15 protein-coding genes are annotated in these 19,682 nt (G+C 70.4%); 9 read left to right on the forward strand and 6 right to left on the reverse strand.

The window, feature by feature from the left end; genetic code table 11:
- Positions 1-30: 30 nt before the first annotated feature.
- Complete coding sequence (locus tag M1L60_RS38300; RefSeq protein WP_253242474.1) at positions 31-483, forward strand: SCP2 sterol-binding domain-containing protein; 453 nt, start codon at positions 31-33, stop codon at positions 481-483.
- A 4-nt stretch (positions 484-487) separates the two neighbouring features.
- Here the strand turns inward: M1L60_RS38300 and purD are convergent, their stop codons facing one another.
- Entirely contained in the window at positions 488-1,729 is a 1,242-nt protein-coding gene (gene purD / locus M1L60_RS38305; protein WP_253242475.1) for a phosphoribosylamine--glycine ligase, read from the reverse strand.
- 118 nt (positions 1,730-1,847) lie between these two features.
- On the opposite strand from purD, the gene M1L60_RS38310 reads away from it, so the two are divergent.
- Genes M1L60_RS38310 through M1L60_RS38320 form a run of 3 tightly spaced genes read left to right on the forward strand, consistent with a single transcriptional unit; the run spans position 1,848 to position 5,844 of the window.
- Positions 1,848-3,140: an adenylosuccinate synthase gene (locus M1L60_RS38310; RefSeq protein ID WP_253242476.1), complete on the forward strand. Its 1,293-nt coding sequence runs from the start codon at positions 1,848-1,850 to the stop codon at positions 3,138-3,140.
- Position 3,141: 1 nt separating this feature from the next.
- Entirely contained in the window at positions 3,142-4,107 is a 966-nt protein-coding gene (locus tag M1L60_RS38315; protein WP_253242477.1) for a diacylglycerol kinase family protein, read from the forward strand.
- 60 nt (positions 4,108-4,167) lie between these two features.
- The gene (locus M1L60_RS38320; protein WP_253242489.1) at positions 4,168-5,844 is read left to right on the forward strand and encodes a MinD/ParA family ATP-binding protein; all 1,677 of its coding nucleotides are present in this window, start codon (positions 4,168-4,170) and stop codon (positions 5,842-5,844) included.
- Position 5,845: 1 nt separating this feature from the next.
- Here M1L60_RS38320 and M1L60_RS38325 read toward each other — a convergent pair whose 3' ends face one another.
- Positions 5,846-6,259, reverse strand: coding sequence for a DUF3151 domain-containing protein (locus M1L60_RS38325; RefSeq protein ID WP_253242478.1), 414 nt, complete (start codon positions 6,257-6,259; stop codon positions 5,846-5,848).
- A 96-nt stretch (positions 6,260-6,355) separates the two neighbouring features.
- On the opposite strand from M1L60_RS38325, the gene M1L60_RS38330 reads away from it, so the two are divergent.
- Entirely contained in the window at positions 6,356-7,594 is a 1,239-nt protein-coding gene (locus M1L60_RS38330) for an LOG family protein (protein WP_253242479.1), read from the forward strand.
- On the opposite strand, the gene M1L60_RS38335 is transcribed toward M1L60_RS38330, so the two are convergent.
- Together M1L60_RS38335 and fbaA are read right to left on the reverse strand one after the other, a co-directional pair.
- Entirely contained in the window at positions 7,556-8,071 is a 516-nt protein-coding gene (locus M1L60_RS38335) for a hypothetical protein (RefSeq protein ID WP_253242480.1), read from the reverse strand. The genes M1L60_RS38330 and M1L60_RS38335 overlap by 39 nt on opposite strands.
- Positions 8,072-8,193: 122 nt before the next feature.
- Complete coding sequence (fbaA, locus tag M1L60_RS38340) at positions 8,194-9,219, reverse strand: class II fructose-bisphosphate aldolase (RefSeq protein ID WP_253242481.1); 1,026 nt, start codon at positions 9,217-9,219, stop codon at positions 8,194-8,196.
- 162 nt (positions 9,220-9,381) lie between these two features.
- On the opposite strand from fbaA, the gene M1L60_RS38345 reads away from it, so the two are divergent.
- The 4 genes from M1L60_RS38345 (at position 9,382) to M1L60_RS38360 (ending at position 15,774) form a co-directional block, all read left to right on the forward strand.
- Positions 9,382-10,890 (forward strand): hypothetical protein, encoded by a 1,509-nt coding sequence (locus tag M1L60_RS38345; RefSeq protein WP_253242482.1) that lies wholly within the window; start codon positions 9,382-9,384, stop codon positions 10,888-10,890.
- Between the two features lie 38 nt (positions 10,891-10,928).
- Positions 10,929-12,305, forward strand: a complete 1,377-nt coding sequence (locus M1L60_RS38350) for a 3' terminal RNA ribose 2'-O-methyltransferase Hen1 (RefSeq protein WP_253242483.1) — start codon at positions 10,929-10,931, stop codon at positions 12,303-12,305.
- Positions 12,302-14,791: a polynucleotide kinase-phosphatase gene (locus tag M1L60_RS38355; protein ID WP_253242484.1), complete on the forward strand. Its 2,490-nt coding sequence runs from the start codon at positions 12,302-12,304 to the stop codon at positions 14,789-14,791. The genes M1L60_RS38350 and M1L60_RS38355 overlap by 4 nt, the downstream gene beginning before the upstream one ends.
- Positions 14,792-14,958: 167 nt before the next feature.
- Positions 14,959-15,774, forward strand: coding sequence for a DedA family protein (locus M1L60_RS38360; protein ID WP_253242485.1), 816 nt, complete (start codon positions 14,959-14,961; stop codon positions 15,772-15,774).
- A gap of 296 nt (positions 15,775-16,070) precedes the next feature.
- On the opposite strand, the gene M1L60_RS38365 is transcribed toward M1L60_RS38360, so the two are convergent.
- Together M1L60_RS38365 and M1L60_RS38370 are read right to left on the reverse strand one after the other, a co-directional pair.
- Positions 16,071-16,745: a class II aldolase/adducin family protein gene (locus tag M1L60_RS38365; protein WP_253242486.1), complete on the reverse strand. Its 675-nt coding sequence runs from the start codon at positions 16,743-16,745 to the stop codon at positions 16,071-16,073.
- Between the two features lie 108 nt (positions 16,746-16,853).
- Positions 16,854-17,231 carry an ArsR/SmtB family transcription factor gene (locus M1L60_RS38370; RefSeq protein ID WP_014440216.1) on the reverse strand — a complete coding sequence of 126 codons (378 nt, stop codon included), beginning with the start codon at positions 17,229-17,231 and terminating at the stop codon, positions 16,854-16,856.
- Positions 17,232-19,682 lie beyond the last annotated feature (2,451 nt).

Below are 19,682 nucleotides of genomic sequence, written 5' to 3' on the forward strand. Positions count from 1 at the left end.
AGGTCGACTCAGCCTGAAAGGTCCTCACCGATGACTGATTTCAACCCGGACTCGCTCGCCGACATCGGCCCGAAGGAGTTCGCACAGCTCGTCAAGGCCACGCCGGACGCCAAACTGGCCGAGGTCATGGGCGGCGACTCCCGCGCCAAGATCCTCGACGAGGTCTTCAACCGCATGCCCACCCTGTTCCGCCCCGAGAAGGCCGGCAACACCAGCGCGGTCATCCACTGGATCATCACCGGCGGCGCCGGTGGCGCGAGCGACACCTACGAGACGGTGATCGAGAACGGCGCCTGCACCGTCACCAACCAGCCGGTCCGCGAGCCCAAGCTGGCCATGACCATGGACCCGGTGACCTTCCTCAAGGTCGTCTCGGGCGACGGCAACCCGATGATGATGTTCATGACCGGCAAGATCAAGGCCAAGGGCGACCTTGGCCTGGCGGCCAACGTGGCCAAGCTCTTCGACATCCCGAAGGCCTGAGTAGTTACAGCTTGATGCGTCCCTCGACGGCGCCCAGCGCGATGTCCGTGCGGAACTGGGCCCCGTCGAGGCGCACGCTGTCGACCAGGGTGTAGGCCGCGTCGCGGGCTGCGACCAGGTCGGGGCCGGTGGCGGTCACGCTGAGCACGCGGCCGCCGGCCGAGATCAGGGCGCCGTCGTCGCGCCGGGCCGTGCCCGCGTGGATGACCCCGGGCACCTCGGCACCCTCGATCACGTCACCCGTACGCGGGGTTCCGGGGTAGTTCTGGCTGGCCACCACGACCGTGATCGCCGCGCCCTCGCGCCAGCGCAGCGGCGGCAGCTGGGCCAGCGCGCCGGTGGCGGCCGCGCCGAGCAGGCCGGCCAGCGGCGTCTCGAGCAGCGCCAGCACGACCTGGGTCTCGGGGTCGCCGAAGCGCGCGTTGAACTCGATGACCTTGGGACCGTCGGGGGTCAGGGCGAGCCCGACATAGAGCAGCCCGGCGAACGGGGTGCCGCGGCGGCGCATCTCGGCCAGCGTCGGCTCGACGGTCTCGGCCAGCACACGATCCACCAGGTCGGCCGGCGCCCAGTCGAGCGGAGCGTACGCGCCCATGCCACCCGTGTTGGGGCCCTCGTCGCCGTCGGCCAGCCGCTTGAAGTCCTGGGCCGGCATCAGCGGGACGGCCGCGGTGCCGTCGGTCACCACGAACAGCGAGACCTCGGGGCCGGGCAGGAACTCCTCGATCACGACCCGGCCGCAGTCGGCCGCGTGCCGTTCGGCGGCCGCGCGGTCGTCGGTCACCACGACGCCCTTGCCCGCCGCGAGCCCGTCGTTCTTGACCACGTACGGAGGGCCGAAGTCGTCGAGGGCGCGGCCCACCTCGTCCGGCGACGTGCAGGCGTACGACCGGGCGGTCGGCACGCCGGCCGCCGCCATCACCTCGTTGGCGAACGCCTTCGAGCCCTCGAGCCGGGCCGCGGCCGCGCTCGGGCCGAAGCAGGCGATGCCCTTGGCCCGCACCGCGTCGGCCACCCCGGCCACCAGCGGCGCCTCGGGGCCGACGACGACCAGGTCGGCCGCCAGCTCGACGGCCAGCGCGGCCACCGCGGCCGGATCGGTCGCCTTCACCTCGTGCAGCTCGGCGACCTGGGCGATGCCCGGGTTGCCGGGGGCGGCGGCGAGGAACTCGACGGAGGGGTCGGCAGCGAGGCCGACGGCGAGGGCATGCTCACGCCCGCCGGAGCCGATCAGAAGTACGCGCACGACCGGCGATCCTACCGGCGGGCCGCTTCCCCACGTCGCACAGCAGGGCAGTCGCGTAAACTTCGGCAGTACCCGGACCTCTGCCGAGTACGACCTGTTCGACGGAAGGCTCAAGCACGTGCCGGTGATCGTGTTGGTCGGCGCCCAATGGGGCGACGAGGGCAAGGGCAAGGCCACTGACCTGCTGGGCGACCGGCTCGACTACGTGGTGAAGTTCAACGGCGGCAACAACGCCGGTCACACAGTGGTGATCGAGGGCGAGAAGTACGCCCTGCACCTGCTGCCGAGCGGCATTCTCTCCCCGGGCGTGGTCCCGGTGATCGGCAACGGCGTGGTCATCGACCTCAACGTGCTGTTCCAAGAGATCGACGGGCTCGAGTCGCGGGGCATCGACACGTCGCGGCTGCGCATCAGCGCGAACGCGCACGTCATCCCCTCGTACAACCGCTCGCTCGACAAGGTCAGCGAGCGCTACCTGGGGGCCCGGCGGATCGGCACCACCGGTCGCGGCATCGGCCCGACCTACGCCGACAAGATGAACCGCGTCGGCGTCCGCGTACAAGACCTGTTCGACGAGTCGATCCTGCGGCAGAAGGTCGAGGCGGCCCTCTCCTTCAAGAACCAGATCCTGGCGAAGATCTACAACCGCCAGGCGGTCAAGGCCGACGACGTGGTGAAAGAACTCCTGTCGTACGTGGAACGTCTGCGCCCGTACGTCGGTGACACCGCCCTGGAACTGTCCGAGGCGCTCGACGAGGGCAAGGTCGTGCTGTGCGAGGCCGGCCAGGCCACCCTGCTCGACGTCGACCACGGCACGTACCCGTTCGTGACCAGCTCGAACGCGACCGCCGGGGGCGCCTGCACCGGCTCCGGCATCCCGCCCACCCGCATCGACCGGGTGGTCGCGGTGCTCAAGGCGTTCACCTCCCGCGTCGGCGAGGGCCCGTTCCCGACCGAGCTGCACGACAAGTTCGGCGACCACCTGCGCGAGGTCGGCCAGGAGTACGGGACGACGACCGGTCGTCCGCGCCGCATCGGCTGGCTCGACCTGGTCATGGCCCGCTACGCCCAGCGGATCAACGGGGTCACCGACTTCGTGCTGACCAAACTGGACAATTACGACGATCTCGACGAGATCCCGGTCTGTGTCGCGTACGAGGTGAACGGCGTCCGTCACGACGAGATGCCGATCAGCCAGTCCGACTTCCACCACGCCGTCCCGATCTTCGAGACGATGCCGGGCTGGAAGCAGAGCATCATGGGTGCCCGTTCGTTCGACGACCTGCCCAAAGAGGCGCAGGATTTTGTGATCTTCGTCGAGGAGCGCATTCGCGCCCGCATCTCGGTCGTCGGCGTCGGTCCGGCCCGCGACCAGGTCATCGAGCGGCACTCGGTCCTGAGCGAGGCCTGACATGTACGACGTGGTGCTGCTCAGCCTGGCCGAGGGTCAGGGGTCCGGCGGGGGCGCGTGCGGCTCCGACTGCGGTGGCTGCGCGCCGGCCACCGCGACCGCGTGCGCGCCACGCGTCCCGGTGCTGCGCTGTGCCGACGCGCTGACCGCGGCCGGGGCCCGGGTCGAGACGATCACCGCCGCCTCCGACCAAGAGATCGACGAGGTGCTGGCCAAGTTCGACGGTCCGGCCCGGCCCGACGGTCTGACCTGGCCCGACCCCGACAGCAAGACCCGGCTCGTGGTGGCCTCGGCGACCGACGGCCAGCTGCGCGCCGTCGTGCGACGGCTGGTCCGGCGGTACGCGCCGGCGCCCAGCAAGCGACCCGGCGACCTGCCCACCGGTCGCACCGTGCCCGACCTGCCGCCGCTGGCCATCCTGCCGCTCGACCAGGGCGACACCACCGACCTGGCCGCGCAACTGGGCCTGCCCCGCACCCCCGAGCAGGTGGCCGCGGCCGTCCTGACCGGCTCGGTGCGGCGCCTGGACCTGCTGCGTAACGACGGCGGATCGGTCACCGTGGACGGTGCGCTGGTCGGCGGCATGGACGACGACGGGCGCGCGGTGCCGTGGCGGGGCCGGGTCGAGGTCGACGACGCGGTGCTCTCCGACGGCGAGGAGCCGATCCTGGCCTGCGCGATCGGCAACAGCGCCGGCTACGCCGAGTTCGCCGGCCTGCGGCTGCTGGCCACCGGCGACGCCGTGGACGGTCAGGTCGAGGTGGCGGTGGCCGTCCCGACGATCGTCAAGCAACGGTTCCGCGGCACGAAGATCCGGGTCGAGGTGCGCCGGGCCAAGGGCCGCGCGGTCTCCGTGCTGCCCCGCGACGGCGAGATCCAGTTCCTGGACGACGGGGTCGGCGGCGCGATGAACCGCAAGCGCTCGTGGTGGACCGAGGCCGGGGCCTGGGCGGTGTACGCGAGCTGACCTACTGTGTGACTGGAGGAGTAAGCACGGCATCCGGGGAGGGTTGCATCCGTGGGATCGGTGGAGGACGAGGACGCTGACCGCGTCTACGTCCCGGGCACGTCCAACAACCCCGCACCACCCGACCGGGATGTCGAACCGTTCTGGGCCGCGGAAGAGCTGGAAGCGCCGGTGCACGGGCGGCCCGTGCCGCACGAGGCCCCGCCGCCGGTGCCGTTGCCGCCGTCGCACCCTCCGCAGGGGACTCCAGGCGTCTACCGGCCGGGTGAGCGCATCCCGGTGCCGCCGCCCGTCGCGCTGCCGGTGCCACCGCCCGCGAACGTTCAGGTGCCTGCTCCGCGGCCCGCTCCCCCGCCCACTCAGGCCTGGCCCAACCTCGAGCCGCCGACGCCGGCTCCCGAGTCGTCGGGGCCGGCTGCTCCGGTGTCCGGCGGTGACGAGTCCGGTGTGCTCAGTTCGCCGGATTCACCCTGGTCACAGCCGCCGCAGCGGCCCGCCCCGGTCCCCGGGGCTCAGGTCCCCGCACCGCCGCGGGCTGCGGCGTCGGTTCCCGCGGCCCCCGAGCAGGCCCCAGTGAGCCCCCCGCCGAATCCGGAGCCGGCCAACGGAGCGATCTATCGCCCGGCCACTCCGCCGGCGCCCGCGCACGGCGCTGCCGCCGTACCCCCGCAAGCGCCGCCACCAGGGCCTTATCCCCCCGCCATCGACCCGCGCGCGATGCCGCCGCACCCGCAGGCCCCGCACCCGCAGGCGCCCGCGCAGCCGTCGACCGACCCCTTCCAAGATTTGCCGTGGGTCTCCGACGGCACGCCGACGGCCGAGGAGTTCGCCCGCCGCCGCATGGCCAAGCCGGCCGACCCGGTCGCCACCCAGGGCCCCCGGGCGATCCTCCGCAAGGGCACGATGGGCCTGGTCAAGCTGGCCCCCGGCAAGCGCGAGCAGGAGTACAAGCAGGACGTCGAGATGGTCCGCCGCAACTTCGGCGGCCTGCGTCAGGTCACCGTGGTCAACCCCAAGGGCGGCGCCGGCAAGACCGTGGCCGTGCTGCTGCTGGCCATGACGTTCGGGCAGAAGCGCGGCGGCTACGTGCTGGCCTGGGACAACAACGAGACCCAAGGCACCCTCGGCATGCGGGCCCAGCAGGACTTCCACGCCCGCACGGTGCGCGACATGATGCGCGACCTGCATCTGTTCCGCGGCTCGCACGGGCGCGTGGGCGACCTGTCGCAATACGTGCGGGCCCAGGGCGAGGGCATGTTCGACGTGCTCGCCTCGGACGAGTCGGCCACCGCGGGCGAGATGCTGACGGCGGGCGCGTTCGGCGAGATCCGCGAGATCGTCAGCCGGTTCTACAAGCTGATCTTCGTGGACACCGGCAACAACGTACGGGCCCAGAACTGGCAGGCGGCCATGGACGCCACCGACCAGCTGGTGATCACGATGTCGGCCCGTAACGACTCGGCCGAGACGGCAGCCCGGATGCTCGACCACCTCGAGCAGAGCGGACGCCAGCGCCTCGTGCGGCAGGCGGTCAGCGTGGTGTCGATGCCGCCCACCCGCAAGGACATCGACCTGCCGGCCATCCAGCGGCACTTCGCGGCGCGTACGCGGGCGGTGTTGCTGGCCCCGTACGAGAAGTTGATCGACTCGGGTGAGCCGATCCGCTACGGCCACCTCTCCAGCAGCACGCGGGACGCCTGGCTGAAGATCGCAGCGGCCGTAGCGGAAGGGCTGTAGGTCAGCTCAGAGCGTCGGCCGCGGCCGGGTCGCTGTCGCGCAGGAACTGGGCGCAGCGGGCGGCCTCGTCGGCCTCACCGATCTCGGCCGCGGCCTGCGACAGCGAGTAGAGGCAGCGCAGGAAGCCCTGGTTGGGGGCGTGCGACCACGGAATCGGGCCGTGGCCCTTCCAGCCGTTGCGGCGCAGCGCGTCGAGGCCGCGGTGGTAGCCGGTGCGGGCGAAGGCGTACGCGGTCACCGGGTCACCGTCGGTCAGGGCCCCGGCCGCGAGAGCGGCCCAGGCGGCACTGTACGTCGGGTGGTCCGCGGCCACGGTCTTGAGGGCCTCGGTCGTGGTCGCCGCGGCGAGAGCCTTGTCGGCCTCGGCGTCGGCGGGGAGCAGGGTAGCCGGAGGCTCGGGAAGCAGGTTCTGCATGACCTTATTCAACCGGCCCCACGACCCCGCATTCCGCCGGGGCACCGAAAGAGGGCGCACACGCTCAACGTTTCGCCCGGTAGCTACCCTACGGTCATGCCCGGCGACCCGTTACAGCCCGTACTCGGCGGAACCATCCCCTTCGACGCCACCGCCAACGAGATCGAATCCCGGGCCGAGCTCGACGTCCATCTGGCCGCGAAGTCGCTGGCCGACCTGGTCGTCCTCGGTCTGCGGCTCGACCTCGACCCGCCCGCCCTCGGTGACGTGGACGTGCGGGGCGCACTCTTCGTGGGCTGTCGGCTCGAGAACGACGACGTCGAGATCGACCTGATCCGGCGCGGGGCGCACGTGATCCCGCCGTTCGACGCGCGGCCCTACCCGACCCACCCGGCCACCCTCTACACGCCGGAAGACCTGTCGTTCGGGTTCACGGCTGAGGGCTTCGCCGGCATGTACGACACGACGGTCTACGACCACTTCGTGGCGCACGGCGGCGCGGCGCCCGACATCCGCGAGGCGATCGCCCAGCGGCTGCACGACGCGGGCATCGACAACGCGCTGGGCAAGGCGCTGGCGGCCTGGGTGCAGGCGCGCGGCCGGGCCGGCGCGGTCGGCATCATGGGCGGGCACGCGGCGCCGCGCGGCTCGGCCGCGTACCGGATGGCGGCTACCCTGTCGTGGCGGCTGGCCTCGGTCGGGCGGCTGGTGGTGACCGGTGGCGGGCCGGGGGTGATGGAGGCGGCCAACCTCGGGGCGTACTTCGCGACGCGTCCCGCCTCCGAGCTGATGGCGGCGATCGAGATGCTGTCGGTGGCCCCGCACTTCGCCGACCATGACCCGTACACGGCGGTGGCGCTGGCTGTCCGCACCAAGTTCCCGGCCCCCGCGACGGCCGTGGCCGATGTCGTCGGGCGGCTGCGGCACGGCGGGCTTGCCCTGCCGACCTGGCTCTACGGCCACGAACCGGCCAACCTGTTCGCCGGGCAGATCGGGAAGTACTTCTCCAATGCCGTCCGCGAGGATTCGATCCTGCGCCTGTCGCGCGGCGGCATCGTCTTCGCACCGGGCTGGGCCGGCACGGTGCAAGAGATCTTCCAGGCCGCGACGAAGACGTTCTATCAGACCGACGGCCCGTCCGGCGCCTTCGTCTTCCTCGGTGTCGACCACTGGCGGCAGCTGCCGGTCGAGGAGCTGCTGCGCCCCCTGCTGGCCCGCAGCCCGCACGGGGACCAGTCGAACCTGGTGGTGGTCACCGACTCGATCGACGAGGCGATGGCCGCGCTGGCCGCCGCTTCAGGCGACATGCACGCGCCGCCAGTTGGTCACGGGTAGCTCGGTCTCGGGCACGTCGGTGATGCCGTTCTCGTCCATCGCGTTGAACACGGCCAGCCGCGCCCCGTCGAACAGGAACTCGACCGCGTGCAGGACGCGGGGCCGCCACTCGGCCACCGTGACAAGCTCGATGATGTTGACCGCGCGCAGGACGCTGCCGCGGGCGCTGCGCAGGGCCGCGTGCGGGTCGGGACGCCAGTCGAAGTGCTCGTACCAGTCGATCGGCACGTTCAGGTCGATCTGGTCCCAGGTGATTGCGCACTCGTCGAACTTACGGTGGGTGATTTCGACGTGCGTGGTGCCGAAGTCCAGGATCACCGGGCCGTCGGCGAACCAGCCGCGCTCGGCGATGTCCCACATCAGCCAGCTCGACCGGAGCTTGCGCCCGATGAGCCGTACGAACCTCGTGCGGTGGACCGCGGCCAGAGCTTCGGCGTCATAGTGCCATTCAGGTTCGTAGCCCTCGATGCCGAGCACGATCTTGGTCCTCCTCTCAAGGGAGGATCGATCGTATACATACCTCTCAGTAACTCGACAACACGAGAGACGGGCGGTTCCCCAGGAGGGGGACCGCCCGTCACCGTTCGACTACTTATTGACTACTTCGAAAGGGTGGTGCCCGAGGAGCGCAGGTGCTCGCACGCCTCGACGACGCGCTTCGCGAGGCCGTTCTCGGCCAGTTTGCCCCAGGCCCGCGGGTCGTACGCCTTCTTGTTGCCGACCTCGCCGTCGATCTTCAGAACGCCGTCGTAGTTCTTCATGATGTGGTCGACGACCGGGCGGGTGAACGCGTACTGCGTGTCGGTGTCGATGTTCATCTTGACCACGCCGTAGTCCAGGGCGCCGTGGATCTCGGACAGCAGCGAGCCCGAACCACCGTGGAACACCAGGTCGAACGGCTTCTCCTTGCCGTACTTGGCGCCGACCGCCTCCTGGATCTCCTTGAGGATCTCGGGGCGCAGCTTGACGTTGCCCGGCTTGTAGACGCCGTGCACGTTGCCGAAGGTCAGGGCCGTCATGTAGCGGCCCTTCTCGCCCAGGCCCAGGGCGGCCGCGGTGGCCAGACCGTCTTCCACGGTCGAGTACAGCTTGTCGTCGATCGCGGCCGAGACGCCGTCCTCCTCGCCACCGACCACGCCGACCTCGATCTCGAGGATGATGTGGGCGGCCGCGGACAGGGCCAGCAGCTCCTCGGCGATCTGCAGGTTCTCGTCGACCGGCACGGCCGAGCCGTCCCACATGTGCGACTGGAACAGCGGCGCGCGGCCGTTGTCGACGCGCTCCTTGCTGATCGCGAGCAGCGGACGCACGTACGCGTCGAGCTTGTTCTTCGGGCAGTGGTCGGTGTGCAGCGCGATGTTGACCGGGTAGTTCTTGGCGACCTCGGTCGCGTACTCGGCGAGCGCGACGGCGCCGGTGATCATGTTCTTGATCGTCGGGCCGGACGCGTACTCGGCGCCGCCGGTCGAGATCTGGACGATGCCGTCGCTGCCGGCCTCGGCGAAGCCCTGCAGGGCCGCGTTGAGAGTCTGCGAGGACGTCACGTTGATCGCCGGGTAGGCGAACGCGCCGGCCTTGGCGCGGTCCAGCATCTCGGCGTAGACCTCGGGAGAAGCGATGGGCATCGGTGCGCTCCTAGCTCTTTGCATAACGACAGACAGAGGGCAGGACCGCACTGTCCTCCAGCGGCCAAGTATTCCGTAGCCGCTTCGGCGTTGGGAAATGACCCCGTAACTGTCCAGCGGAAACCGGCTCATCGGACATAGGGGGCAACTTACGCTCCGTCCATGCCATTGTTCTCGCGGGCGTTCGCGGTGTCGCTGCTGTTGCTCCTGCTGCCGATGCAGCCCGCCGCCGCGGCACCCACGACGGCCACCCTGCAACCCCACCTCACCCCGGTCACAATGGCCCCGCAGAGCCCCACCGCTTTCAGCCCCCTCTGGGTCACGTCGGAAAATGCCGAGCCAGGCCTTCCCGTACGCCTGGAAGTGACGATCGATCTGGGCGGTGCGACCACGTTCGCCACGGTCGAGGTCGACGACGACACGCATTGCGTCCGGGCCGACGAGAAGATCACGTGCTCGTGGACCGTCACCCCCTGGTCCGACGAGATCAACCAGTTTCCGGCCGAGCTCTCCGTCACGCCCCGCCCGACGGCCAAGGTCGGTGACCGGGCCGACCTGACGATGACCGCCCGGATCGGCGACGGAGCCGTCACCACCGCGACCTCGGTGATCCGGATCGGCGAGGCCGTCGACCTCGTGACCGACGAGGAACAGACCGTCAAGGCGGCACCGGGCCGGACGGTCAGGACCACCCCGGCCGTGGGCAACAACGGCGCGACGGTCATCGACGGCGTCGCCCTGATCGTCGTGGCCCACCCTCGGCTGCTGGGGGCGACCTCGTATCAGAACTGCCGCTATTCGGTCTTCATGCTCTGCACGTTCGACACCGAGCTCGAACCCGGCCACCGCTACGGGCTGGCCTCGCCGCTCGCCCTGACATCGCCGGGCGACACCGTGCCCGGCAGCGTCGCGCCGGTCTACGTCGCATGGCTGACGCCGACCGAGATGGCCGACAGCCTGGACGGTGAGGAGTACGGCACGCCGGGGACGGGCGCTCCGCTCAGGCTCAAGCCGATGGCCACCGCGCAGGACGCCGACCCGCAGGTGGACGTGGACCCGGACAACAACGCGGGACGGATCGTGTTCACCGTCACCGGACAGCGGAAGCCGAGCCTGGCCGCGGTCGGGTCCCGGGTCACCGCGGCAACCGGCGAGCACCGGGTGCTGACGACGGGCGTCATGAACTTCGGGCCGGGGACCCTGCGTCCCGAACTTTTCCCGAACAACGGCCTCGCCGTGACCGTCCGGCTGCCGGGCAATGTCGCCGCGGCCGGCGACACCGACTGCTCCGGCCGGGAGGACGACGAGGATTCCTTGGAGCCGTCGAGCCCCGCTTCCCAGCCCGCGACCGGGGGTGAGTGGAGCTGCCGGTTGACCCAGGATCTCGGGCCGGCCCAGCGGGCCAGCTTCCCGTTCCGCGTCCTGGTGACCGACGAGTGCGGGCCGCCCGGCCAGGTCCAGGTCGTGCCGGACAGCGACGGGATCGTGGGCCGCGGCAAGAAGGTCGTCCCGCTCTTGGTGAACGTCGCTGGGGCCACCTGCACCGCCGTCGCGCTGCCGATCACCGGACCCGCCGCCGGGTGGACCGCCCTGGCCGCGGTCGGGCTGATCGGGGCCGGTCTGATCCTCGTCCGCCGGCGGCACCGGAGTTTTCCACAGGCCCACAAATAGCTCGCCCAAGATCGCGCTGACGGCCCATCATCGGTGGCGTGCTTCTCACGTTGACGACCACCCACCGGCCCGCCACCGATCTCGGTTACCTGTTGGTCAAGCATCCCGACCGGGTCCACCGGTTCGATGTGCCGACCGGCACGGCCTATGTCCTCTACCCCGAGGCCACCGACGAGCGGTGCACCGCGGCGTTGCTGCTCGACGTCGATCCCCAGCGGCTACGCGCCCAGCACGACGCGTTCGCGCTGGGCCAGTTCGTCAACGACCGGCCCTACGCGGCCTCCAGCCTGCTGGCCAGCGCCCTGGCCAAGGTCTTCCGCAGCGCGTTGCGCGGCGCCTCTAAAGACCGTCCCGAGCTGGTCGCCACCCCGATCCCGCTGACGGTCCGGGTGCCGGTGCTGCGCGGCACCACCGAGCTCGCGACCCGGCTGTTCGAGCCGCTCGGCTGGTCGGTCACGGCCATCCCGATCCCGCTCGAGCCGGCCCTCGGCGGCGACAGCCGCTACGTCGATCTCGAGCTGAGCGGTGAGCTCACGCTGACCGAGGCCCTCAACCACCTGTACGTTCTGCTGCCCGTCCTCGACGACGCCAAGCACTACTGGGTGGCCCCCGACGAGATCGACAAGCTGCTGCGGTCGGGCGCGGGCTGGCTGGCCGGCCACCCCGACAAGGTGCTGATCGCCCGGCGCTACCTCGTGCACAAGCGCGCCCTGACCACCACGGCCCTGCAGCTGCTCGAGGGTGAGGAGGCCGAGGAGCCGCCGGCCGAGGAAGACGCCGAACTGCCCGTGCCCCGGCGGCAGTCGCTGGCCGGGCAGCGCCGCGACGCCGTGCTCGCCACGCTGGCCGAGGTCGGCGCGTCCCGCGTGCTCGACCTGGGCTGCGGCGGCGGCGCGCTGCTCACGGCCCTGCTCAAGGACCGGCGCTACACCGAGGTCGTCGGCACCGACGTGTCGGCCCGGGCGCTCGAGATCGCGGCCCGCAAGCTGCGCCTCGACCGGATGCCCGAGCGGCAGCGCGATCGGCTGAAGCTGTGGCAGTCCGCGCTCACCTACCGCGACGACCGGCTGCGCGGCTACGACGCCGCCGTGCTCATGGAGGTCATCGAGCACCTCGACCCGCCGCGGCTGCCCGCACTCGAGGCGAGCGTCTTCGGCCACGCTCGTCCGACCGCGGTGATCGTCACGACCCCCAACGTCGAATACAACGTCAACTACCCGGGGCTGACCGGCCTGCGGCATTCCGACCATCGCTTCGAATGGACCCGGGCCGAGTTCGCGGCCTGGGCGCATGCTGTCGCCGCCGCTCACGGCTACTCGGTCTCGCTGCGTGGGGTCGGCGAGGCCGACGAGGCCACCGGCTCCCCCACCCAGCTCGCCCTGTTCACGGCTTCCCCGACGGAGGTGCCCGCATGATCGACATTCCGGAACTCGCGCTCGTGGCGCTGGTCGGCATCTCCGGCTCGGGCAAGTCGACCTTCGCCCGCACCCACTTCAAGCCGACCCAGGTGCTGTCCTCCGACTACTTCCGCGGCCTGGTCGCCGACGACGAGAACGACCAGTCGGCCTCGGCCGAGGCGTTCGACGCGCTGCACTACGTCGCGGGCAAGCGGCTCACCGCCGGCCGGCTGACCGTGGTCGACGCGACCAACCTGCAGCCGCACGGCCGGGCCGCGCTGGTCCGCCTGGCCCGCGAGCACGACGTGCTGCCGGTGGCCATCGTCCTCGACGTGCCCGAGGCGCTGGCCTGGGAGCGCACCGAGGCCCGGGCCGACCGCGACTTCGGCCGCCCGGTTCTCACCCGCATGCACCGCGACCTGCGCCGATCTCTGGGCGCACTGGCCCGCGAGGGCTTCCGCAAGGTGCACGTGCTGCGCGGGCCCGACGAGATCGCGGCCACCACGATCCGCTACGAGAAGCTGTTCAACGACAAGCGCGAGCTCACCGGGCCGTTCGACATCATCGGCGACGTCCACGGCTGCCGGGCCGAGCTCGAGACGCTGCTCGAACGGCTCGGCTACGCCCTGGTCCGCGACGAGTCCGGACGTCCGGTCGACGCCATGCCGCCCGCCGGGCACACGGCGGTCTTCGTCGGCGACCTGGTCGACCGCGGCCCCGACTCGCCGGGCGTGCTGCGCCTGGTGATGGGCATGGTCGCCGCCGGGCACGCGCTGTGTGTGCCGGGCAACCACGAGCAGAAGCTGGCGCGCAAGCTCAACGGCCGCAACGTGCAGCTCACCCACGGCCTGCCCGAGACGCTGGAGCAGCTGGCGGCCGAGCCGGATTCGTTCGTGGCCTCGGCCCGCTCGTTCATCGAGGGCCTGGTCAGCCACTATGTGCTCGACGAAGGCAAGCTGGTGGTCGCCCACGCGGGTCTCAAGGAGGCCTACCAGGGGCGGGCCTCGGGCCGGGTGCGCAGCTTCGCGCTCTACGGCGAGACCACCGGCGAGACCGACGAATACGGGCTGCCGGTGCGCTACCCGTGGGCCCGCGACTACCGGGGCTCGGCCGCGGTCGTCTACGGCCACACCCCGACCCCGAAGCCGGAGTGGATCAACAACACGATCTGCCTCGACACCGGCTGCGTTTTCGGCGGGGCGCTGACCGCGCTGCGCTGGCCCTCACGCGAGCTGGTGTCGGTGTCGGCAGCGCGGGAGTACTACGAGCCCGTACGCCCGCTGGCGCCGGCCGAGCGACCCGACGACGGCCTCGACATCGCCGACGTCACCGGCCGTCGGCACCTCGACTACGGGTACGGCCGGGTAACCGTGGCCGCCGAGAACGCGGCGGCCGCGCTCGAGGTGATGAGCCGGTTCGCGCTCGACCCGGCCACTCTGTCTTGGTTGCCGCCGACCATGGCGCCGTGCTCGACGTCGACCCTCGACGGCTATCTCGAACACCCGGCCACCGCGCTCGACGACCTGCGCCAGGCCGGCGCCGAGCGGGTCGTGTGTGAGGAGAAGCACATGGGCTCGCGGGCCATCGTGCGGGTCTCGCGCTCCGGTGCGGGCGACGCCATCTGGACGCGGACGGGCCGGCCGTTCTTCGGCTCCGAGCTCGACGAGCAGCTGCTGACCCGCGTGCGCGCGGCCGCCGGTGGGCTCTTCGACGAGCTGGCGAGCGACTGGCTGCTGCTCGACGCCGAACTGCTGCCGTGGTCGGCCAAGGCGGCGGGGCTGATCCGCGAGCGGTACGCCGGGGTCGGTGCGGCCGGGCGGGCGGCGCTGCCCGCCGCGCTCGACGTGGTCGACCGGGCGGCCGCGCGGGGGCTCGACGTGGGCGGGCTGCGGGAGCAGTTGGCGCTGCGCTCGGACGAGATCGACGGCTACTCGGCGGCGTACCGGGCGTACGTGCAGCCGACCGACGGGCTCGACGGGGTCACGCTGGCGCCGTTCGCCGTGCTGGCCGGGGCCGGCGTCTCGTACGCCGACCGCGACCACGGCTGGCACCTCGCCCTGGTCGACAAGCTGGTGGCTGCCGACCCGGCCCTGTTCACCCCGACCCGCCGCATGATCGTCGACCTCGCCGACCCGGCGGCCGAGGCGGCGGCCACGCAGTGGTGGCTCGAGCTGACCGCGTCCGGCGGCGAGGGCATGGTGGTCAAGCCGTGGGCCGGCCTGAAGGCCGTCGACAAGAAGGGCCGGCTGATCCAGCCCGGGGTGAAGTGTCGTGGCCGCGAATACCTGCGGATCATCTACGGCCCCGAATACACCCGGCCGGAACAGCTCGCCCGCCTGCGCCGGCGCAACCTCGGGCGCAAGCGCAACATGGCGCTGCGCGAGCACGGGTTGGGGCTGGCCGCCCTCGACCGGCTGGCCGAGGGAGCGCCGCTGTGGCGCCGTCACGAGCTGGTCTTCGCGATCCTCGCCATCGAATCGGAACCTGTCGACCCCCGCCTCTGACCTGCTACGCGGCCCGTCGTCCAGAGCCGTTCGGGTTGGTACTACACACGAATAGATGGATGGCCCCGGACCTTCCGCCGGGGCCGCCATCCCTTCTCGGACGGGAAAGGTGCCGCACAGCGAGCGGAAACAAAAGACATAGGTATCTGGGCGTACCCTGGCTCCTCGTGACGATCCGCGCGCTCGGCGAAACCCTCGCCCTCAACCCCCTGGATCCGAAGGATCTGCTGCACAGCTTCGGCGTTCCCGGGGTCTTGGCGATCATGTTCGCCGAGACCGGTCTGCTGGTCGGGTTCTTCTTCCCCGGCGACTCGCTGCTCTTCCTGGCCGGCGTGGCCGCCTCCCCGGTGGCCGACTCGATCTTCGGCGAGGGGGCGCGGCTGTCGTACGTCGCGCTGCTGATCGGTGCCCCGATCTGTGCCATCATCGGCGCTCAGCTCGGCCACTTCCTGGGCGCGCGCTACGGCACCCGCATGTTCGACAAGCCCGACTCGAAACTCTTCAAGAAGGAGTACGTCGAGAAGGCCGAGTACTACTTCGAGAAGTTCGGCCCGGCCAAGGCCGTGGTGCTGGCCCGCTTCATCCCGATCGTGCGCACGTTCCTCAACCCCGTGGCCGGCACGCTGGGCATGCCCGCCCGCAAGTTCCTGCTGTGGAACGTCGTCGGCGCGATCCTGTGGACCGACGGCATCATCATCGTCGGGCACACGCTGGCCCAGCAGATCTACGACGCCATCGGCGACCACATCGACCGCTACATCCTGCCGGTCGTGGCGCTGATCGTCCTGATCTCGGTCCTGCCCATCCTGATCGAGATCCTGCGCGAGCGCCGCCACAAGAAGAACGCCGGCCCCACGGCCCCGCCCGAGCCGGCCGCCGCCATCGGCGTCGTGGCCGCGGCCAGCATCGCCGGCCTGGTTGAGGCGGCCCGTCACGAGGACGACGAGGACCCGCAGCAGCCGCGCTCGCACCGCCGCCACTGACCCTCACACCGCCCGGCGCCTACCTTCGCACCGCAGGCCGCTGACCTGACACCGTCCGGCGCCGTCCGTCGCGTCGCCGGCCCTGACCGCACACCGTCCGGGGCCAACCCTTGCGTCGCCGGCATTTGAACACAGCAACGCCCGGCACGGGACCTCTCGGGGAGCCGTGCCGGGCGTTGCTTTTGCACTAGTCGGTGGGGATGGTTCGGTGGGCCGGAACGGGACGACGTCCCGGCTGTGCCGATCCGCTCTGCGCCGTTGGGGGCGGGCGCCGGGCGGTTCGACCGGTGGTGCGGTCAGACCGTGACGGCAGTGGAGCCGTACAAGCGGTCCAGGAACTCCTCGGGGCAGTCGCGGAGGTTTTCCAGGCGTCCGGCGGACAGCGCCCGGTAAGTGAGTTCCGCTGCTTCCTCGAGGTTGTGGGCGCGTTTGTGCGCCAGTTCGATCGTGTCGCCGAGCACCACGCAGCCGTGCTGACTGAGCACCAGGCAATCGGTGCCGTCAGCGGCCATCGCGGCGGTCAGGGCGGCGAGCTCGGTCGTGCCGGGAAGCCGGAACGGCACCGTCGAGACACGACGCAGGTAGTACGCGTGGTCGGTGGTGACGATCCGGATGTGCTCACCCAGCGCATCGAGCAGGAGTGCGGTCTGCGGATGCAAATGGATGACGGCGTTGACGTCGGGGCGGGCCCGATACAGCGCCAGGTGCAGCGCCAGTTCGCTCGTGGGCTCGATCGCGGGCGGTGGCACGTTGCCCACCATCGCGGGCGCGCCGTCCGAGACCCGTACGGCCGCGAACGTGGTCCGGCTCAGCCGGCCCAGCCACGAACCGCTGCCGGTGACCCAGATGGCGTCCTCGTCGGGAATCCGGGCGGAGAGGTTCCCACCCGACCCGGCGACGAGGCCGGCCTGGACCACGTCGAAACCCACGAACGCGAGCTGGTCACGCAGATCGCCGTGGACGTAGTTCACCCGTTACTCCTGAAGGTCCTGGGGGGTGGACTGGAGGAGGAGAGGTCTGCTGCCTGGCGTCACGCCCTGCGTGATGCCGGTGACGCCAGGCGATTCCCTGCGACGCGGTCAGCGCGCCTTCTTGGTGGCCCGCTTCCGCGGCGGGGTCAACAGGTCGGCGATCGTCGCGATGGCGGTCGGCACGAGACGGTAGTAGGCCCACACTCCCCGCTTCTCGCGCTCGAGCAGACCGGCCTCCGTCAGGATCCGCAGGTGGTGACTCACCGTCGGCTGCGAGAGACCCAGCGGAGCGGTCAGGTCGCAGACACAGGCTTCACCGTCCGTTGCGGACTGAATGAGGCTGAGCAACCGAAGCCGGGCCGGGTCGGCAAGTGCCTTCAGCACTCCCGCAAGCCGCTCGGCGTCGGCACGTTCAATAGGCTCGCCGGCAAGCGGCGAGATCTGAGGCATTGTCATTTCCGCCAACGCAGTTCCCACGATCTCCATCCTTCCACCAACTGCATCGATTCTCCTGCATGTGCGCAGGAACGAACCGGCTAACTTTCAGGCCGTAAGGCCGACGTCGATCACCGGGACGGTCGATCGGGAGTGGCCGGCAACCCGACCCTCCGATGCAACCCATACCGCCGTACCGACTTCGGTCTCTGCCTCCTGCAACGCCTCAGCCGCCATCAGGACGTTGCCCATCTGTGTGGAGGTCTCGATCCCCGCCCCGGGAGTGAGACGCCCCACATTGTCAATTCGTCGATCCATTTGCCCTTCGTGATGCCCTTCATGGCGCTGATCCGTTTCGCCCGAGGCCCGCACCCGCCCCCGGCGACGTCATCTCGCCACTCCGCGCGAACCCCGCGGACCGGGCGGCCCGGTACCGGAAGTTCACGACCCGATGAAAGCACGGCGCCACGCTGCGCGACGGGCAATTCAGTGATGAATTTACGCAGGTCGTGCCGTGCTTGCATGCATCGAGCGTACTTGCTGGAACGAAACTGGAACCTTTCGCCCTGGCAGTGCGCAACGTAACTATTGACGCACACGATTGGGTCGATCTAAAAAGAAACCTTACAGATCCGGCAGTCCCTTTCGCCCGTTGCCAGGAACATCGATGCAGCTCAAAGCTCCTATGCCGCGGGTCACAGCCCGGGCGGCCGACAGATCACCCGGTCGAGGGGCTGAGAAGCTCCTGTGAATCGCGCCATGGGACGTTTACCCATCCAGCGAAAAACACCCTCCGACCGGCGGTGGCGCGCTATCCGGACAGCCGATTGAGGGACGAAGCCGGAGGACAAACTTACCCGTTCGGGTGACCCATACCCATCAATATGAGGGGTCACTCCATCAATATGAGGGGGTAACTGGTCGGTAACAACCCGACGGTGCCCTGTCCGGAACTCATCATCCGCCGCGACGTTCAGCCGTCCGCATCCGGGTCCCCACCCACCGTTGTCCACACTGGCCCGTTATCCACACCCGAGAACCCCGTGCGGCCCGCGAGCCCTCGTTCTGCGAATGTGGTCGCGCACCCCCGGCACACGAGAGTTCCCGAGCCCCTTCCCGGCTGAGGTTTCCGGGCGCCCTCCATGACCCAGGGCCCCTCAGCGCTCTTCACGACCAAGTTGGGCCTTCGGCGCCCTCGACGACCAAACGGGGCCGTCGACGCCCTCCACGACCAAGCGGGGCCCTCAGCGCCCTCCAAGACCAAGCGGGCCCTCACCGCCCTCCACCAGACAGCCGCAGTTTCTGAGCGCCTTTCACTAACAGGCACGGTTCCTGAGCGCCATTCGCACCAGGCGCGGTTGTTGAGCACCTGCCGGCTACCCAATGCGGTTCCCGAACGATCTCTGTTAGCGGACGAGGTCTCCACGCACCTCTGCCCCGAGCGGAGCCGGTGAGGTCCCTCCCTCCGGCCGCAGAACGGGACCGCTGAGGGTTCCTTCTGGCCACGGAACGGGGCCGCTGAGGGCACCCCTCCGGCCACACAACGGCGCCGCTGAGGGCACCCCTCCGGCCACACAACGGCGCCGCCGAGGGCCCCCTCCGGCCACACAACGGCGCCGCCGAGGGCCCCTCTGGTCAGGGGAAAGATTCGCTGATGGCCAATGAGGATGAAGTCGGCGGCGGCCCGGGCGTATGCCACAACGGCAGGCGAACGAGCCTCCGGGCGCCGCAGGCAACGATGGGAGGGCCCAGGTCTAGGGCGAACCAAGTTCACGACTCACGCGGATTCTGAGGCCGACCCCTGATGGGCTGAAAACCGGCCGCGGGCGAAGTGGTTCAGTCGGACGGGATAAGGCGAGGGTGCTCGTGCGGATACCCCTCGACCGCCGGTAGCGGCCGCCGAGCGGATCGAGAGTGGCTCGTGCGGATCTCCCCACCCAGCCCCCTTCGTCCGCCGGTAGCGACGAGCGGATCGAGAGTGGCTCGCGAAGATCGCCCCACCCAGCCCCCTCGGCCGTCGATAGCTATTGCCGAGAGGATCGAGAGTTCCTCGTCCTTGGTCGCCCCGCCCTATCCCCCTCGGCCACCAGTAGTGATTGCCGAGTGGATCTAGGACAACTGCCCGTTCGACTACGAACGCAATGGGGCGACCGCTTGTGCCACCTCAGGATGACCGCCGGCTTACCCCTCAGGTCTGATCCGAGGATGGGAGCTGGCCCTGAGAAGGCGGGCGGGAGGGCAAAGACGTCGGCGGCTGAACCACGACTGATTCTTCGGCGCCGGGCTCCGAAGCCGCGGGCAGCTGCGGGGCCGCGGAAGGCTGCGGGGCCGCGGAAGGCTGCTCGTGCGTGACCAGAGGCGAAGGCTGCTCGTGCGTGATCGGCTGCTGCTCGCTTCGGGTTGGAGGCACCAGCTGCTCATCCATGACCGGTTGCTGCTCGGCGCGGGTTTGGGGCACCTGCTGCTCGCCCTAAACCTGCCGCGGCTGCTCGTCACCGGGTT

It is taken from the genome of Paractinoplanes aksuensis (genome assembly GCF_024137025.1).
Classification (GTDB): Bacteria; Actinomycetota; Actinomycetes; order Mycobacteriales; family Micromonosporaceae; genus Actinoplanes; species Actinoplanes aksuensis.

Coding starts and splice junctions, on each gene's coding strand:
- M1L60_RS38300 (WP_253242474.1), top strand. CDS start 31: ATGACTGATTTCAACCCGGACTCGCTCGCCGACATCGGCCCGAAGGAG.
- M1L60_RS38315 (WP_253242477.1), top strand. CDS start 3,142: ATGTACGACGTGGTGCTGCTCAGCCTGGCCGAGGGTCAGGGGTCCGGC.
- M1L60_RS38325 (WP_253242478.1), bottom strand. CDS start 6,259: ATGCAGAACCTGCTTCCCGAGCCTCCGGCTACCCTGCTCCCCGCCGAC.
- M1L60_RS38330 (WP_253242479.1), top strand. CDS start 6,356: ATGCCCGGCGACCCGTTACAGCCCGTACTCGGCGGAACCATCCCCTTC.
- fbaA (WP_253242481.1), bottom strand. CDS start 9,219: ATGCCCATCGCTTCTCCCGAGGTCTACGCCGAGATGCTGGACCGCGCC.
- M1L60_RS38345 (WP_253242482.1), top strand. CDS start 9,382: ATGCCATTGTTCTCGCGGGCGTTCGCGGTGTCGCTGCTGTTGCTCCTG.
- M1L60_RS38355 (WP_253242484.1), top strand. CDS start 12,302: ATGATCGACATTCCGGAACTCGCGCTCGTGGCGCTGGTCGGCATCTCC.
- M1L60_RS38370 (WP_014440216.1), bottom strand. CDS start 17,231: ATGGAGATCGTGGGAACTGCGTTGGCGGAAATGACAATGCCTCAGATC.